The organism is Streptococcus mitis, assembly GCF_003942695.1.
GTDB classification, from domain to species: domain Bacteria; phylum Bacillota; class Bacilli; order Lactobacillales; family Streptococcaceae; genus Streptococcus; species Streptococcus mitis_BD.
Window position 1 is genome coordinate 23,211 of record NZ_RJNU01000008.1, and the last position, 15,299, is coordinate 38,509.

The 15,299-nt window shown below is 44.4% G+C and carries 17 protein-coding genes; 13 read left to right on the forward strand and 4 right to left on the reverse strand.

Features of this window, described 5'->3' with window-relative positions; translation table 11 throughout:
* Positions 1–161 precede the first annotated feature (161 nt).
* The 12 genes from treP (at position 162) to yidD (ending at position 10,243) form a co-directional block, all read left to right on the forward strand.
* Positions 162–2,129 (forward strand): PTS system trehalose-specific EIIBC component, encoded by a 1,968-nt coding sequence (treP, locus tag D8852_RS06770; RefSeq protein ID WP_185755593.1) that lies wholly within the window; start codon positions 162–164, stop codon positions 2,127–2,129.
* 64 nt (positions 2,130–2,193) lie between these two features.
* Positions 2,194–3,819, forward strand: a complete 1,626-nt coding sequence (gene treC, locus D8852_RS06775; protein ID WP_125425159.1) for an alpha,alpha-phosphotrehalase — start codon at positions 2,194–2,196, stop codon at positions 3,817–3,819.
* Positions 3,820–4,077: 258 nt separating this feature from the next.
* Positions 4,078–4,323, forward strand: coding sequence for a YneF family protein (locus D8852_RS06785; RefSeq protein WP_000364986.1), 246 nt, complete (start codon positions 4,078–4,080; stop codon positions 4,321–4,323).
* 204 nt (positions 4,324–4,527) lie between these two features.
* Positions 4,528–5,322, forward strand: coding sequence for a glutamate racemase (gene racE / locus D8852_RS06790; RefSeq protein WP_125425160.1), 795 nt, complete (start codon positions 4,528–4,530; stop codon positions 5,320–5,322).
* On the forward strand, positions 5,319–6,290 hold the full coding sequence (locus tag D8852_RS06795; protein ID WP_125425161.1) for a nucleoside-triphosphate diphosphatase: 972 nt from the start codon (positions 5,319–5,321) through the stop codon (positions 6,288–6,290). The genes racE and D8852_RS06795 overlap by 4 nt, the downstream gene beginning before the upstream one ends.
* Positions 6,266–6,787 (forward strand): metallophosphoesterase, encoded by a 522-nt coding sequence (locus tag D8852_RS06800; RefSeq protein ID WP_001118939.1) that lies wholly within the window; start codon positions 6,266–6,268, stop codon positions 6,785–6,787. Before D8852_RS06795 ends, D8852_RS06800 begins: the two co-directional genes overlap by 25 nt.
* A complete protein-coding gene (gene cbpB, locus D8852_RS06805) occupies positions 6,784–7,245 on the forward strand; it encodes a cyclic-di-AMP-binding protein CbpB (RefSeq protein ID WP_000560694.1) in 462 nt (153 codons plus the stop codon). The genes D8852_RS06800 and cbpB overlap by 4 nt, the downstream gene beginning before the upstream one ends.
* A complete protein-coding gene (gene xerD, locus D8852_RS06810) occupies positions 7,242–7,976 on the forward strand; it encodes a site-specific tyrosine recombinase XerD (RefSeq protein ID WP_312023000.1) in 735 nt (244 codons plus the stop codon). Before cbpB ends, xerD begins: the two co-directional genes overlap by 4 nt.
* Positions 7,976–8,704, forward strand: coding sequence for a segregation/condensation protein A (locus D8852_RS06815; protein WP_125425163.1), 729 nt, complete (start codon positions 7,976–7,978; stop codon positions 8,702–8,704). Before xerD ends, D8852_RS06815 begins: the two co-directional genes overlap by 1 nt.
* Positions 8,705–8,722: 18 nt before the next feature.
* Positions 8,723–9,292, forward strand: coding sequence for an SMC-Scp complex subunit ScpB (gene scpB, locus D8852_RS06820; RefSeq protein WP_125425164.1), 570 nt, complete (start codon positions 8,723–8,725; stop codon positions 9,290–9,292).
* Positions 9,279–10,001, forward strand: a complete 723-nt coding sequence (locus D8852_RS06825) for a pseudouridine synthase (protein WP_084950003.1) — start codon at positions 9,279–9,281, stop codon at positions 9,999–10,001. Before scpB ends, D8852_RS06825 begins: the two co-directional genes overlap by 14 nt.
* A complete protein-coding gene (gene yidD / locus D8852_RS06830) occupies positions 10,001–10,243 on the forward strand; it encodes a membrane protein insertion efficiency factor YidD (RefSeq protein ID WP_125425165.1) in 243 nt (80 codons plus the stop codon). Before D8852_RS06825 ends, yidD begins: the two co-directional genes overlap by 1 nt.
* Positions 10,244–10,275: 32 nt before the next feature.
* On the opposite strand, the gene D8852_RS06835 is transcribed toward yidD, so the two are convergent.
* From D8852_RS06835 to D8852_RS06850, 4 genes are all read right to left on the reverse strand, one after another.
* Positions 10,276–11,247 (reverse strand): siderophore ABC transporter substrate-binding protein, encoded by a 972-nt coding sequence (locus D8852_RS06835; protein WP_125425166.1) that lies wholly within the window; start codon positions 11,245–11,247, stop codon positions 10,276–10,278.
* Between the two features lie 94 nt (positions 11,248–11,341).
* On the reverse strand, positions 11,342–12,094 hold the full coding sequence (locus D8852_RS06840) for an ABC transporter ATP-binding protein (RefSeq protein WP_125425167.1): 753 nt from the start codon (positions 12,092–12,094) through the stop codon (positions 11,342–11,344).
* Positions 12,091–13,047 (reverse strand): iron chelate uptake ABC transporter family permease subunit, encoded by a 957-nt coding sequence (locus tag D8852_RS06845; RefSeq protein ID WP_125425168.1) that lies wholly within the window; start codon positions 13,045–13,047, stop codon positions 12,091–12,093. The genes D8852_RS06840 and D8852_RS06845 overlap by 4 nt, the downstream gene beginning before the upstream one ends.
* Positions 13,037–13,996 carry an ABC transporter permease gene (locus D8852_RS06850; protein WP_125425169.1) on the reverse strand — a complete coding sequence of 320 codons (960 nt, stop codon included), beginning with the start codon at positions 13,994–13,996 and terminating at the stop codon, positions 13,037–13,039. The genes D8852_RS06845 and D8852_RS06850 overlap by 11 nt, the downstream gene beginning before the upstream one ends.
* Before the next feature lie 233 nt (positions 13,997–14,229).
* Here D8852_RS06850 and pepA point away from each other — a divergent pair, with 233 nt between their 5' ends.
* A complete protein-coding gene (gene pepA / locus D8852_RS06855) occupies positions 14,230–15,294 on the forward strand; it encodes a glutamyl aminopeptidase (RefSeq protein WP_125425170.1) in 1,065 nt (354 codons plus the stop codon).
* Positions 15,295–15,299 lie beyond the last annotated feature (5 nt).

The window sequence follows — 15,299 nt, forward strand, 5'->3', positions numbered from 1 at the left end:
AGTCTTACTTTATACACACTTGTATCTATTTTACCATACAAGTGCTAGAAAGTTTACAAAAATATCCTTTTTTTACAACAAACAAGTTGCCTACAAGTTTGGTATCGTTTACAATAGAGCTATCAAGTCAAGCTTGCTTTGACAAGTATAAGGAGAATCAAATGGGAAAATTTGAACAAGAAGCCAAGGATCTGCTTCAGGCAATCGGAGGCAAAGAAAATGTGACTGCTGTCACCCACTGTGCGACACGGATGCGCTTTGTTCTCGGTGACGAAAAGAAGGCAAATGTTAAGGCCATCGAGTCGATTCCAGCCGTCAAAGGGACCTTTACCAATGCGGGTCAATTTCAGGTGATTATTGGGAATGACGTGCCAATCTTTTATAATGATTTTACAGCTGTTTCAGGCATTGAGGGTGTTTCCAAAGAAGCAGCCAAGTCCGCAGCTAAGAGCAATCAAAACGTGGTCCAACGTGTTATGACCACTCTGGCGGAAATCTTTACACCGATTATTCCAGCCCTGATTGTCGGAGGCTTGATCCTCGGTTTCCGTAATGTCTTAGAAGGTGTTCATTGGTCGATGTTGGATGGCAAGACCATCACAGAATCCTCTCAGTTTTGGTCAGGGGTTAATCACTTCCTCTGGTTGCCTGGTGAAGCAATCTTCCAGTTCTTACCAGTAGGGATTACTTGGTCTGTCTCTCGTAAGATGGGAACCAGCCAAATCTTGGGAATTGTTCTCGGGATCTGTTTGGTTTCACCACAGTTGCTGAATGCCTATGCAGTAGCGTCTACTTCAACAGAAGAAATCGCAGCCAACTGGGTATGGAATTTTGGCTACTTTACTGTTAATCGTATTGGTTATCAAGCTCAAGTTATCCCAGCCTTGCTTGCAGGTTTGAGTCTGTCTTATCTTGAAATTTTCTGGCGCAAGCATATTCCGGAAGTCATTTCCATGATTTTTGTGCCTTTCTTGTCATTGATTCCAGCTTTGATTTTGGCTCACACTGTTTTGGGACCAATCGGTTGGACAATTGGACAAGGACTTTCAGCAGTTGTCTTGGCAGGTTTGACTGGTCCAGTTAAATGGCTCTTCGGTGCGATTTTTGGTGCCCTCTACGCTCCATTTGTCATTACCGGTCTGCACCATATGACCAATGCCATCGACACACAATTGATTGCGGATGCTGGCGGAACTGCTCTCTGGCCTATGATTGCTCTTTCTAATATTGCCCAAGGTTCAGCCGTATTTGCCTATTATTTCATGCATCGTCATGATGAGCGTGAGGCTCAAGTTTCACTTCCTGCAACCATTTCAGCCTATCTCGGTGTTACAGAACCAGCCCTCTTTGGGGTTAATGTCAAATACATATATCCATTTGTAGCTGGGATGATTGGTTCGGCCCTTGCCGGCATGTTGTCCGTTACTTTCAATGTAACGGCGGCTTCTATTGGTATCGGTGGTTTGCCAGGTATCCTCTCTATTCAACCTCAATACATGCTGCCGTTTGCAGGAACCATGCTAGTTGCTATTGTTGTACCAATGCTCTTGACTTTCTTCTTCCGTAAGGCAGGCTTCTTTACAAAAACAGAGGACGATACAGCCTTACAGGCAGAATTCGTTGCCCAAGAAGAAGCGGAATTTGTCAGTCATGAATCAGTAACCCTTGCTCCAGTAGAGATTGTCAGCCCCCTTGCTGGTCAAGTGAAAGAATTGAGTCAAGCGACGGACCCTGTTTTTGCATCAGGTGTCATGGGGCAAGGTCTAGTCATTGAACCAAGCCACGGTGAGTTGACTTCTCCAGTAAATGGGACAGTGACGGTTCTTTTCCCTACCAAGCATGCCATTGGTATTGTCACTGACGAAGGGGTAGAATTGCTCATCCACATCGGTATGGATACAGTAGGTCTTGATGGCAAAGGTTTTGAAAGTCTTGTAGCCCAAGGAGACCACGTCACAGTTGGTCAGAAATTGATTCGTTTTGATATGGATGTCATTAAGGCTGCAGGTCTCGTGACAGAAACTCCAGTTATCATCACCAACCAAGATGCTTATATAGCGACTATCACTGGAACTTATCCAACAACTATCCAAGCTGGAGAAGTTCTCATGGTCGCTACACGAATCTAATCGAAATAGCACAAACAGGGAAGGAACATCAGGTTCCTCCCTTTTATCAGAAAAGGAGAAACAGATGGCACTTGATAAAAGAAAAGTAGTCTATCAAATCTATCCAAAATCATACAAAGACACCACTGGAAATGGTATTGGGGATTTCCGTGGAATTATCGAAAAAATTCCCTATCTAGCGAAACTAGGCGTGGATATGGTCTGGCTCAATCCGTTCTATCCAAGCCCCCAACGGGATAATGGCTACGATATTTCAGATTATATGGCAGTAGATCCTCTTTTTGGTGATATGGCTGATTTTGAGGAGATGGTGCGTGTCGGTAAAGAACACAAGATTGACTTTATGCTGGATATGGTGCTCAATCATTGTTCGACAGAACACGAATGGTTTCAGAAAGCCCTAGCTGGCGACCAGTATTACCAAGACTTTTTCTTCATACAAGACCAACCGACAGACTGGCAGTCTAAGTTTGGTGGCTCTGCCTGGGCACCTTTCGGGGATACAGGGAAATATTACCTCCACCTCTTTGATGAGAGCCAGGCTGACCTTAACTGGCGAAATCCCAATGTCCGCAAGGAGCTTTTCAAGGTTGTTAATTTCTGGCGCGACAAGGGAGTCAAAGGTTTCCGATTTGATGTGATCAATTTGATCGGCAAGGACGAGGTCTTAGTGGATTGCCCTGAAAATGAAGGAAAGCCAGCTTACACAGACAAGCCCATCGTTCATGACTATTTGCGCATGATGAACCAAGCCACTTTTGGATCAGATGATAGTTTTATGACAGTTGGGGAAATGTCCTCGACCACCATGGAAAACTGCGTCCTCTATTCGTCGCCTGACCGTCAGGAGTTATCCATGACCTTTAATTTCCATCATCTCAAGGTGGACTACAAGGATGGACAAAAGTGGACCTTGGCTCCCTTTGACTTTGAAGAGTTGAAAAGACTTTATCATAGCTGGGGCAAGGAAATGAGTGACAAAAACGGCTGGAGCGCCCTCTTTTGGAACAATCACGACCAACCACGAGCATTGAATCGTTTTGTGGATATTCAACATTTCCGCAATGAAGGGGCGACCATGCTGGCTGCCAGCATTCATTTGTCACGTGGGACACCTTACATCTACATGGGTGAGGAAATAGGAATGGTTGACCCAGATTATGATTCCATGGCTGACTATGTGGATGTCGAGTCCATCAATGCTTATCAGATGCTCTTAAAAGGAGGGAAAAGTGAGCAAGAAGCCTTCCAGATTATTCAGGCCAAGTCACGAGATAATTCACGCATTCCCATGCAGTGGGATGCTTCAGAAAATGCTGGTTTTACAAGAGGAACTCCTTGGTTGAAGGCAGGAAAATCCTACCCTCAGATCAACGTAGAAAATGAAATCAAAGGTCCGATTTTCACCTTCTACCAAAACTTGATTCGACTTCGTAAGGAAATGCCTATCATCTCAGAAGGAAGTTACAAACCAGCCTTTGAAGATAGTAAGCAAGTCTATGCTTTTGAACGTCAGTATGAGAATGAAAAGTTACTAGTGCTCAATAACTTTTATGCCACAGAAGTGGAAATCGACTTGCCAGTGGTCTACCAAAATGGACAGATTTTGCTTTCTAACTATGAAGCTACAGAAGTGGCTGAGAAAATTCTTCTCAAACCTTATCAAACACTGGCTATTTATGTAAAATAATACTCTTCGAAAATCTCTTCAAACCGCGTCAGCTCTATCTGCAACCTCAAAACAGTGTTTTGAGCAACCTGCGGCTAGCTTCCTAGTTTGCTCTTTGATTTTCATTGAGCATAAACGCAGCAAGGAGCCCTCTTTCATCGAAATGCAAGGCTCCTTTTTTGTCGCCTATTACCCTTCGTGAAAGCGTAAAACAAACTAGTCAGGAAAGTCACTTTATGGTATAATATAGAAGACTCAAAAAGAAACAGGAGAAAAAGAATGGACTTACTTTTAGCAATTGTCTTGATTGTGCTAGCTTTTCTAGGAGGAGCTCTTGGAGGTATGTATTTGGTGCGTAAGCAAATTGAAAAAGAATTTGCTGACAACCCACGTTTGAATGCTGAGGCAGTTCGTGCTCTTTTGAGCGCAAATGGTCAAAAACCAAGCGAAGCCAAGGTACAACAAGTTTACCACCAAATCATCCGCCAACAAAAAGCAGCTCTTGCTAACAATAAAAAGAAATAAATAGGAAAAGTCTGGGATGAAAGTTCCAGACTTCTCACTATGTTCAATAGTTCTCAAGGATAAGACTTTTTCCTTGCATTCTATTGATATTTGATTATGATTAAGAGAGAGGCAGTTGACATTTTATCAAGCTGTCGGTTAGTTCCTTCAGGACAAGGAATCATGATGAACTATCAATCAGAAAAAGACTAGAAAGAAGACTGTATGGATAATCGACCAATTGGTTTTTTGGATTCGGGTGTCGGGGGCTTGACTGTTGTTCGTGAGCTCATGCGCCAGCTTCCCCATGAAGAAATCGTCTATATTGGAGATTCGGCACGGGCGCCCTATGGTCCCCGTCCTGCTGAGCAAATTCGTGAATATACTTGGCAGTTGGTCAACTTTCTCTTGACCAAGGATGTCAAGATGATTGTCATTGCTTGTAATACTGCGACTGCGATCGTCTGGGAAGAAATCAAGGCCCAACTAGATATTCCTGTCCTAGGCGTGATTTTGCCAGGAGCTTCGGCAGCCATCAAGTCCAGTCAAGGCGGGAAAATCGGAGTGATTGGAACCCCCATGACGGTCCAATCAGACATCTATCGTCAGAAAATCCATGATCTGGATCCGGATTTACAGGTAGAGAGTTTGGCCTGTCCCAAGTTTGCCCCCTTGGTGGAGTCTGGTGCCCTGTCAACCAGTGTAACCAAGAAAGTGGTTTATGAAACCCTGCGCCCCTTGGTCGGAAAGGTGGATAGCCTGATTTTGGGCTGTACCCACTATCCGCTCCTTCGCCCCATCATCCAGAATGTCATGGGCCCCAAAGTTCAGCTCATCGATAGTGGGGCAGAGTGTGTACGGGATATCTCGGTTTTGCTTAACTATTTTGAAATCAATCGTAGCCGAGATGCGGGACCTCTTCAACATCGTTTTTACACAACAGCCAATAGCCAAAGTTTTGCCCAAATTGGAGCAGAATGGCTGGAAAAAGAGATTCATGTGGAGCATGTAACTTTATGACAAACAAAATTTATGAATACAAGGATAACCAGGACTGGTATGTCGGTGCCTGGGATGTCTATGGAGGCATCTATAGCCTTATCAAAGATCCTCTCGAGCTTGATTTTATGGATTTAGCGCGGATTTTTCGTGACGAGGAAAGTGGCTTTCCGATTACGATAACAGTGATGCGCTGGTCTTCTAACTTTCGTCTGCTCTCCTTTATCGTTGAGATTTTAAATGCCGAAGCAGGCCGCAACCTGGAAGTCATCCAACGTCAGGGAGCTCTGCTCTTGGTTGAAAATGGGCAACTCCTGCATGTAGAATTGCCTAAAGAAGGAGTCAATGTAGAAGCCTTCTTTGAAACTAACAAGGTTAGAGAAACTCTGCTCATTGCGACTCGTAACGAGGGCAAGACCAAGGAATTCCGAGCTATCTTTGACAAGTTAGGCTACGATGTGGAAAATCTCAATGACTATCCAGATCTGCCTGAAGTAGCTGAAACAGGCATGACCTTTGAAGAAAATGCCCGCCTCAAGGCAGAAACTATTTCCCAATTAACAGGCAAGATGGTGCTAGCAGATGACTCTGGTCTCAAAGTCGATGTCCTCGGTGGCTTGCCAGGTGTCTGGTCAGCTCGTTTTGCAGGTGTAGGAGCAACCGACCGTGAAAACAATGCCAAACTCTTGCACGAATTGGCCATGGTCTTTGAACTCAAGGACCGTTCAGCTCAATTCCACACAACCCTAGTTGTAGCCAGTCCAAACAAGGAAAGCTTGGTTGTTGAAGCTGACTGGCCAGGATACATTAACTTTGAACCCAAGGGTGAAAATGGCTTTGGTTATGATCCCCTCTTCCTTGTAGGAGAGACAGGCAAATCCTCAGCTGAATTAACCCTGGAAGAAAAAAATAGCCAATCCCACCGTGCCTTAGCCGTTAAGAAACTTTTGGAGGTATTTCCATCATGGCAAAGCAAACCATCATTGTAATGAGTGACTCCCATGGCGATAGCTTGATTGTCGAAGAAATCCGTGACCGCTATCTGGGTAAAGTTGATGCCATTTTTCACGATGGTGACTCAGAACTCCGTCCAGACTCTCCGCTCTGGGAAGGCATTCATGTCGTCAAAGGAAATATGGACTTTTATGCTGGCTACCCAGAACGTTTGGTGACTCAACTTGGTCCGACCAAGATCATCCAGACGCATGGACACTTGTTTGATATCAATTTCAACTTTCAAAAGTTGGACTACTGGGCTCAGGAAGAAGATGCCGATATCTGTCTCTATGGTCACTTGCATGTACCAAATGCTTGGATGGAAGGCAAAACACTCTTTCTCAATCCAGGATCCATCAGCCAACCACGAGGAACCATCAGAGAATGCCTCTATGCCCGTGTGGAGATTGATGACAGCTATTTCAAAGTAGACTTTTTGACACGTGATCATGAGGTTTATCCAGGCTTGTCCAAGGAGTTTGCTCGATGATTGCCAAGGAATTTGAAGCATTTTTACTGGAGCAGGAAGAGACTTTTCTTACCCCTGCTGAGAATCTAGCGGCTTTGATTGATACCCATAATGCTGATCATGCGATTTTAGTGTTGAGCCAAATCACTTATACCCGTATCCCTGTTGTGACCTTTGACAAACGTTTTGTCGGAACCATTGGTCTGAGAGACATTTTGGCTTATCAAATGGAGCAAGGTTTGACAGATGAACAGATGGCAAAGACAGACATCGTCAATATGACTAAGACAGATGTGGCAGTCGTCGCTCCTGACTATAACATCACTGAAGTCCTCCATAAACTAGTGGATGAACCTTTTTTGCCAGTGGTAGATGATGAAGGGATTTTCCAAGGAATCATCACGCGCAAGTCTATCCTCAAGGCCGTTAATGCTCTCTTGCATGACTTTAGTAAGGAATATGAGATTCGATGCAAATGAGAGAGAGGATTTCAGACTTTTTAGAGGGAAAGCAGGGTTTGTCTGCCAATTCCAAGCAGTCCTATAAGTATGATCTGGAGCAATTTTTAGACATTACAGGTGAGCGGATCTCTGAGACCGGCCTTAAGATTTACCAAGCCCAGCTAGCCAATCTAAAAATCAGCGCCCAGAAGCGAAAACTTTCGGCCTGTAACCAATTTCTCTACTTTCTCTATCGAAAAGGAGAAGTGGACAGTTTTTACCGTCTGGAATTAGCCAAACAAGCTGAAAAGAAGACTGAAAAGCCAGAGATTCTAGACCTAGACTCTTTTTGGCAGGAAAGTAATTATCCAGAAGGACGCTTGCTGGCGCTTCTTATCTTGGAAATAGGGCTCTTGCCAAGTGAGATTTTAGCCCTCAAGGTTGCGGATATCAATCTGGATTTTCAGGTGTTGCGAATTAACAAGGCTTCCCAACAGAGGATTGTCACCATACCCACGACCTTGATTCCAGAGCTAGAACCCTTGATGGGGCAGATCTATCTCTTTGAAAGGGGTGGGAAAACTTATTCTCGTCAGTGGGCCTTTCGTCAGCTAGAGTCCTTTGTCAAGGAGAAAGGTTTTCCAACCTTATCAGCCCAAGCCTTGCGGGAACAGTTCATTCTAAGACAAATAGAAAACAAGGTCGATTTGTACGAAATTGCAAAAAAATTAGGATTAAAAACAGTCCTGACCTTAGAAAAATATAGATAATGGATATTAAATTAAAAGATTTTGAAGGGCCCCTAGACCTGCTCTTGCACTTGGTTTCTAAGTATCAGATGGATATTTACGATGTGCCCATCACAGAAGTCATCGAACAGTACCTAGCCTATGTCTCAACTCTGCAGGCCATGCGTCTGGAAGTGACGGGCGAGTATATGGTCATGGCTAGTCAGCTGATGCTGATCAAGAGTCGCAAGCTCTTGCCAAAGGTAGCTGAAGTGATAGACTTGGAGGATGACCTAGAGCAGGATCTTCTCTCTCAAATCGAAGAATACCGCAAGTTCAAGCTCTTGGGTGAGCACTTGGAGGCTAAGCACCAAGATCGGGCTCAGTACTATTCCAAAGCGCCGACAGAGTTGATTTACGAAGATGCGGAGCTTGTGCATGACAAGACGACCATTGACCTCTTTTTGGCTTTTTCAAATATCCTAGCCAAGAAAAAAGAGGAATTCGCTCAGAACCACACAACCATCTTGCGGGATGAGTATAAGATTGAGGACATGATGGTCATCGTAAAAGAGTCCTTGACTGGACGAGAACAGTTGCGCTTGCAGGATTTGTTCAAGGAAGCCCAGAATGTCCAAGAGGTCATTACTCTCTTTTTGGCAACCCTAGAGTTAATCAAAACTCAGGAGCTGATTCTCGTGCAAGAGGAGAGTTTCGGAGATATCTATCTTATGGAAAAGAAGGAAGAAAATCAAGAGGCACAAAGCTAGACTTGATAGAGAGGAAAGATGAGTACTTTAGCAGAAATAGAAGCGCTCTTGTTTGTAGCAGGTGAAGATGGGATTCGGGTTCGTCAGTTGGCTGAACTCCTCTCGCTTCCCCCGACAGGCATCCAACAGAGTTTAGAAAAATTAGCCCAGAAGTATGAAAAGGGCCCAGATTCCAGTTTGGCTCTGATTGAGACAGGTGGTGCATACAGATTGGTCACCAAGCCTCAATTTGCAGCGATTTTGAAGGAATACTCCAAGGCGCCCATCAACCAGAGCTTGTCTCGGGCTGCCCTTGAGACCTTGTCCATCATTGCCTACAAGCAACCGATTACCCGAATTGAGATTGATGCTATTCGTGGGGTCAATTCTAGTGGAGCTTTGGCAAAGTTGCAGGCTTTTGATTTGATAAAGGAAGACGGGAAAAAAGAAGTTTTGGGCCGCCCTAATCTCTATGTGACTACGGATTATTTCCTAGACTACATGGGGATAAACCATTTAGAAGAATTGCCAGTGATTGATGAGCTTGAGATTCAAGCCCAAGAAAGCCAATTATTTGGTGAAAGGATAGAAGAAGATGAGAATCAATAAATATATTGCCCACGCAGGTGTGGCCAGTAGGAGAAAAGCAGAAGAGCTGATCAAGCAAGGCTTGGTGACGGTCAACGGCCAAGTGGTACGTGAACTCGCAACGACTATCAAGGCAGGTGACAAGGTCGAAGTAGAAGGCCAACCTATCTACAACGAAGAAAAAGTCTACTATCTGCTTAACAAACCACGTGGAGTGATTTCCAGTGTGACAGATGACAAGGGTCGCAAGACTGTTGTCGACCTTTTGCCTAATGTCAAAGAACGCATTTACCCAGTTGGACGTTTGGACTGGGATACATCAGGTGTCTTGATTTTGACCAATGATGGTGACTTTACGGATGAGATGATTCACCCCCGTAATGAGATTGACAAGGTCTATGTCGCGCGTGTTAAAGGTGTGGCCAACAAAGAAAATCTTCGCCCCTTGACCCGTGGTCTTGAGATTGATGGCAAGAAAACCAAGCCAGCTGTTTATGAAATTCTCAAAGTGGATCCAGTTAAAAATCGCTCTGTGGTACAGTTGACTATCCATGAAGGGCGTAATCATCAGGTTAAAAAGATGTTTGAAGCCGTCGGTCTTCAAGTGGATAAGTTGTCTCGGACACGTTTTGGACACCTAGACTTGACTGGTCTCCGTCCAGGTGAAGCCCGTCGCCTCAATAAAAAAGAAATCAGCCAACTACACACCATGGCTGTAACCAAGAAATAATGAAACGAATCTTAATAGCCCCAGTACGCTTTTACCAACGTTTTATCTCACCAGCCTTTCCACCTTCTTGTCGCTTTGAGCCGACTTGTTCCAACTACATGATTCAGGCTATTGAAAAACATGGCTTCAAGGGTGTTTTGATGGGCTTGGCTCGGATTTTGCGTTGTCACCCCTGGTCGAAAACAGGCAAGGACCTCGTCCCAGACCACTTTTCCCTCAGACGAAATCGAGAAGAAAAATAAACCCAACATCACCTGATATTGGGTTTTCTCGCTTATTTCAAAGCTTTTTGAGCGTCTTCAATCATGAGTTTGGTTGATTCAAGACCGCCACCACTTAGATACCAGAGGTCTGGTGTTAGTTGGATGATTTTACCATTTTTAGCGGCAGGAGTTTCAGCGATGAGGGCATTTTCTAGGACGCCATCGTTGCTTGAGTTGTCACCACCGATGGCAAGGGTACGGTTGATCACAAAGAGAATGTCAGGATTGATTTCTTTAATGCTTTCAAAGCTGACTTCTTGTCCGTGGCGAGAGTCTTCGAATTTAGTGTCAGTTGGCTTGAATTTCAAGGTTTGATACAAGAAAGAGAAACGAGATTGGGCACCGAAGGCTGCCATTTTTCCTTCATTAAGGAGGATCGCAAGGGCTTTTTTGTCAGAACTTTCATTTTTAGTAGCGACTTCTTGGATGCTCTTGTCTAGGTTGGCCAATTCTTCCTTAGCTTTCTGTGTACCTGTCTCACCGAAGGCGGCAGCTAGTGATTGGATGTTGGTTTTAGTTGAAGCCCAATAGTCTTCTTTTCCTGTTTCAAAGAGGACGGTTGGAGCGATTTCTTTAAATTTATCTACGAATTTTTGGGTACGTGGTGAAGCAATGATCAAATCTGGTTCAAGAGCGGCAATGGCTTCTAGGTCTGGCTCAACCATGGAACCCACGTTGTTGACATTTCCTGCAAGATCTTTTAGGTAAGTCGGAACAGTTTTTGTAGGCATTCCGACGATATTCTTTTCAAATCCTAAAGCGCGAATAGTATCCGCAGCACCGAGATCAAAGGTCACAATCTTTTCAGGAGCCTTTGAAAGTTTGACCTCATCTAGTGAACTTTTAATGGTTATCTCTGTTGGAGCAGAGCTACTTGACTCCGTCTTACTAGCGCTTGAGTTTGTATTTGTACTACATGCACCAAGGAAGAGCAAGAAGCTAGCCGCTAGGGCAGTGAGATAAAGTTTAAGGGATGTTTTCATGATTTCTCCTTTTTAAAATGTGATAACGATCTAGGGAGTCTCTGGGGCTTATTGACCAAGAGACAGAGGTTTCTCTAACATGAGTTCAGAATAGCTAGCTATAGATACAGATCTTTTTGCCATTGATATCAGCCAGCGTGATGGGAATCTCATAAAGTTGACTGAGTAGGTCAGCCTGCATGATTTGAGCAGTCGTCCCCTTGCAAAAGACTTGACCGTCCTTGAAGGCAACAATTTCATCCGCATACTGGCTAGCCATGTTGATATCGTGGAGGACGATGATAATGGTCTTCCCTAGTTCCTCCACCAGTCGCCGAAGGATCTGCATCATGCTGACACTTTGCTTGATATCGAGATTGTTAAGCGGTTCGTCTAGCAAGATAAAGTCTGTATCCTGGGCCAGTACCATAGCGATAAAGACACGTTGCAACTGTCCACCAGACAGACTATCGATGTAGCGGTCTTTTAAGTTGGTCAGTTCCAGATAGTCCAGAGTTTCTCGGATTTTTCCCCAGTCTTCTGCCTTCAGTCGACCACGGCTGTAAGGAAAACGTCCAAAACTGACCAGTTCTTCAACGGTCAATTTGGCTTGGTAATTGATTTTCTGCTTTAGGATGGTGAGTTCTTTGGCCAGTTCTTGCGAATTCCAACTCTCGATTTCACGGCCTTTGATACTGAGAATTCCCTGATCTTTCTTGGTCAGTCTGCTCATGATGGAGAGAAGAGTTGATTTTCCAGCACCATTTGGACCAATGAAGGCTGTCAGTTTCTGAGGACTGACTTCAAGCGAAATATCTTGCAAAATATCCTGTTTTTGAATGGATTTGTCAATGTTTTCCAGTTTCACCGACGCGCACTCCTGTAAAGTAAGATAAAGAATAAGAGACCACCCACACTCTCGATGATCATGCTGATGCGAATTTCCAGCGCAAAGACTCGTTCGATGAGGGCTTGCCCCAAGGTTAAGCTAATAAATCCAATCAGAATGGCTACGATAAAGAGCAACTTGTGCCGATAATCTTTGACAATCAGGTAAGTGAGATTGGCCAGCATAAAGCCAAAGAAGGCCATAGGCCCTACCAAGGCAGTGGCTGTTGAGGTCAAGAGCACGATGCCCCAGAGGAGTTCTCTCTGTTCTTTTTCAACATCTAGTCCCAGTATCTGAGCCGTTTCTCTTTGCAGGTGCAAGACATCCAGAACGACTGCTTTTCGAAAGAAAAAGATTGTCAAAGCGAGGATGATCAGAGAACCGATGGCTAGGATGGAAGTGTTGAGATGCTGAAAGGAGGCAAAGAGACTGTTCTGCAGTTTATCGTATTCATTTGGATCCATCAGAACTTGGAGGAAGGTACTGATATTTCGAAAGAGACTTCCCAGGGCTAGGCAGATTAGCAGAATGAAAACCAGATTTTGCTTCATCAGCGTCTTCAAGTAACCTTGTAAGGCGAGAAAGAAGAGGGATTGAAGCAGAAGCAAGACTAGGAATTCTAAGATAGGAGACTTTCCAAGCTGTAGAAATTTGCTTTCAAATATCAGTAGCAGGGTTTGTAACAAGACATAGAAGGATTCGATTCCCAAAATACTTGGCGTTAGAAAGCGATTTTCCGTCAGAGTTTGAAAACTAATGGTCGAAATCCCTGTCGCGATAGCTACCAAAAGATAAACGATGATTTTTTGGGAACGTAGCTTCCAGGCAAAGGCAGACAGATGGGTGAAGGGCCAAAAGTAGAGAAGATAAGCTCCGATGGCCAGAATAATGAGAAGCCAGAAGAGTTTGGTATGTTTGTTTTTAAACTGCATCTTTTCGTCCCCCTCTCCAGAGAAGTAGGATGAAGACGAGGCTACCAATGATTCCTAGTAGGAGACTGACAGACAGTTCATAGGGCCGAATCAAGACTCGAGAGAGGATATCGCAGGCCAGAACCAGATTGGCGCCGACCAGAGCGACGATGAGTTTGGTTTGGCTCAGATTATCTCCATAGCGCTTGCGGACAAGATTGGGAACGATGACCCCGAGAAATGGCAAGGCACCCACGGTAATCATGGTGACACTTGTCGTTAGCGCCACTAGAAAGAGGGCCAGCTTTTCAAGTAGGGAGTAAGAAATGCCCAAACTCTCACTGGCTTCCTTGCCTAGATTCATGATGGTGAAGGTTTGGGATAATTTCCAAACGGCTATCAGGATGATGAGGCCTAAGAAAAGCCACTCATACTGATGGGTCTGAATCATGGAGAAGGAGCCCTGGGTCCAGGCCGTCATACTCTGAACCAGATTGAAACGATAGGCGATAACTTCTGTGATAGACCCAATAATCCCACTATAGATGATCCCGATCAGAGGCAACATCCACCTTTCCTTTATAGAAAAAAGAGTCATAAAGGCCAGGAAGAAGAGGGTAAATAAAATGGATGAGCCAAAAGCAAAGAGCATCTTTTGGGTCAGACTCGCAGACGGAAAGACAAAGAGGCTTAACACCATTCCCAGTTTAGCGGCTTCTGTTGTTCCGACTGTACTCGGAGCAGCAAACTGATTTTGGGTGATGGTCTGCATGAGAAGTCCCGCCATGCTCATACTAGAGGCTGTTAGGAGAATGCTGATGGTTCTTGGAAGACGTGACTCTTGAAAGAGAAGCCAGGTCTGCTGGTCAAAAGCAAAGAATTTTTCCCAAGAAAAATCACTGGTTCCAATGCTGATAGAGAGAAAGATCAGGAGTAGAAGTAAGCCAGTTAAATAATGAGAAAGTTTCATACCCTGTCCTTTCGTGTAGATTTGGTATAAAAATACCCTTGGAGATAATTTAGCATGATTTCTTTAATCTGTCAATAAATTTTCTGACAATTTAATGTAAAAAGAAAGAAAAATTCCTGAAATAATATCTGCCCCTCTATTTTATAGGATAAACTAGTAAAAACCAATCTACCTTCCCACTATCCTTCTCCTATAAAAAGTGGTAAAATGGAGGACAGAAAGAAGGAACTGATATGACAACATTATTTTCAAAAATCAAAGAAGTAACAGAACTTGCTGCGATCTCAGGTCATGAAGCGCCTGTCCGTGCTTATCTTCGTGAAAAGTTGACACCGCATGTGGATGAAGTGGTGACAGATGGCTTGGGTGGTATTTTCGGAATTAAACATTCAGAAGCTGCGGATGCACCACGCGTCTTAGTCGCTTCTCACATGGATGAAGTTGGTTTTATGGTCAGCGAGATTAAGCCAGATGGTACTTTCCGTGTCGTTGAAATCGGTGGCTGGAACCCTATGGTGGTCAGCAGCCAACGCTTTAAACTCTTTACTCGCGACGGTCGTGAAATCCCAGTGATTTCAGGATCTGTCCCTCCACATTTGACTCGTGGAAAGGGTGGACCAACCATGCCAGCCATTGCGGACATTGTCTTTGATGGTGGTTTTGCGGACAAGGCTGAGGCAGAAAGCTTTGGCATCCGTCCAGGTGACACCATTGTCCCTGATAGCTCCGCTATCTTGACAGCCAATGAAAAAAATATCATCTCAAAAGCTTGGGATAACCGCTACGGTGTTCTCATGGTAAGCGAGCTTGCAGAAGCTCTGTCAGGCCAAAAGCTCGGAAATGAACTCTATCTTGGTGCCAATGTCCAAGAAGAAGTTGGCCTTCGTGGCGCTCATACTTCCACAACCAAGTTTGACCCAGAAGTCTTTCTGGCAGTTGACTGTTCACCTGCTGGTGATGTTTATGGTGGTCAAGGCAAGATTGGGGATGGAACCTTGATTCGCTTCTACGATCCAGGTCACTTGCTTCTCCCAGGTATGAAGGATTTCCTTTTGACAACGGCTGAAGAAGCTGGCATCAAGTACCAATACTATTGTGGAAAAGGTGGAACAGACGCTGGAGCAGCTCATCTGAAAAATGGTGGTGTCCCATCTACAACTATCGGTGTCTGCGCTCGTTATATCCATTCTCACCAAACTCTCTACGCGATGGATGACTTCTTAGAAGCCCAAGCTTTCTTGCAAGCCTTGGTGAAAAAATTGGACCGTTCAACGGTTGATTTGATTAAACATTATTAAGCATA

Excerpts from the sequence above, each read along its gene's own strand:
- D8852_RS06815 (WP_125425163.1), top strand. The coding sequence starts at position 7,976 with ATGGATATTAAATTAAAAGATTTTGAAGGGCCCCTAGACCTGCTCTTG.
- scpB (WP_125425164.1), top strand. The coding sequence starts at position 8,723 with ATGAGTACTTTAGCAGAAATAGAAGCGCTCTTGTTTGTAGCAGGTGAA.
- D8852_RS06795 (WP_125425161.1), top strand. The coding sequence starts at position 5,319 with ATGACAAACAAAATTTATGAATACAAGGATAACCAGGACTGGTATGTC.
- cbpB (WP_000560694.1), top strand. The coding sequence starts at position 6,784 with ATGATTGCCAAGGAATTTGAAGCATTTTTACTGGAGCAGGAAGAGACT.
- treC (WP_125425159.1), top strand. The coding sequence starts at position 2,194 with ATGGCACTTGATAAAAGAAAAGTAGTCTATCAAATCTATCCAAAATCA.
- pepA (WP_125425170.1), top strand. The coding sequence starts at position 14,230 with ATGACAACATTATTTTCAAAAATCAAAGAAGTAACAGAACTTGCTGCG.
- D8852_RS06835 (WP_125425166.1), bottom strand. The coding sequence starts at position 11,247 with ATGAAAACATCCCTTAAACTTTATCTCACTGCCCTAGCGGCTAGCTTC.
- D8852_RS06825 (WP_084950003.1), top strand. The coding sequence starts at position 9,279 with ATGAGAATCAATAAATATATTGCCCACGCAGGTGTGGCCAGTAGGAGA.
- treP (WP_185755593.1), top strand. The coding sequence starts at position 162 with ATGGGAAAATTTGAACAAGAAGCCAAGGATCTGCTTCAGGCAATCGGA.
- D8852_RS06845 (WP_125425168.1), bottom strand. The coding sequence starts at position 13,047 with ATGCAGTTTAAAAACAAACATACCAAACTCTTCTGGCTTCTCATTATT.
- racE (WP_125425160.1), top strand. The coding sequence starts at position 4,528 with ATGGATAATCGACCAATTGGTTTTTTGGATTCGGGTGTCGGGGGCTTG.
- yidD (WP_125425165.1), top strand. The coding sequence starts at position 10,001 with ATGAAACGAATCTTAATAGCCCCAGTACGCTTTTACCAACGTTTTATC.
- xerD (WP_312023000.1), top strand. The coding sequence starts at position 7,242 with ATGAGAGAGAGGATTTCAGACTTTTTAGAGGGAAAGCAGGGTTTGTCT.
- D8852_RS06785 (WP_000364986.1), top strand. The coding sequence starts at position 4,078 with ATGGACTTACTTTTAGCAATTGTCTTGATTGTGCTAGCTTTTCTAGGA.
- D8852_RS06850 (WP_125425169.1), bottom strand. The coding sequence starts at position 13,996 with ATGAAACTTTCTCATTATTTAACTGGCTTACTTCTACTCCTGATCTTT.
- D8852_RS06800 (WP_001118939.1), top strand. The coding sequence starts at position 6,266 with ATGGCAAAGCAAACCATCATTGTAATGAGTGACTCCCATGGCGATAGC.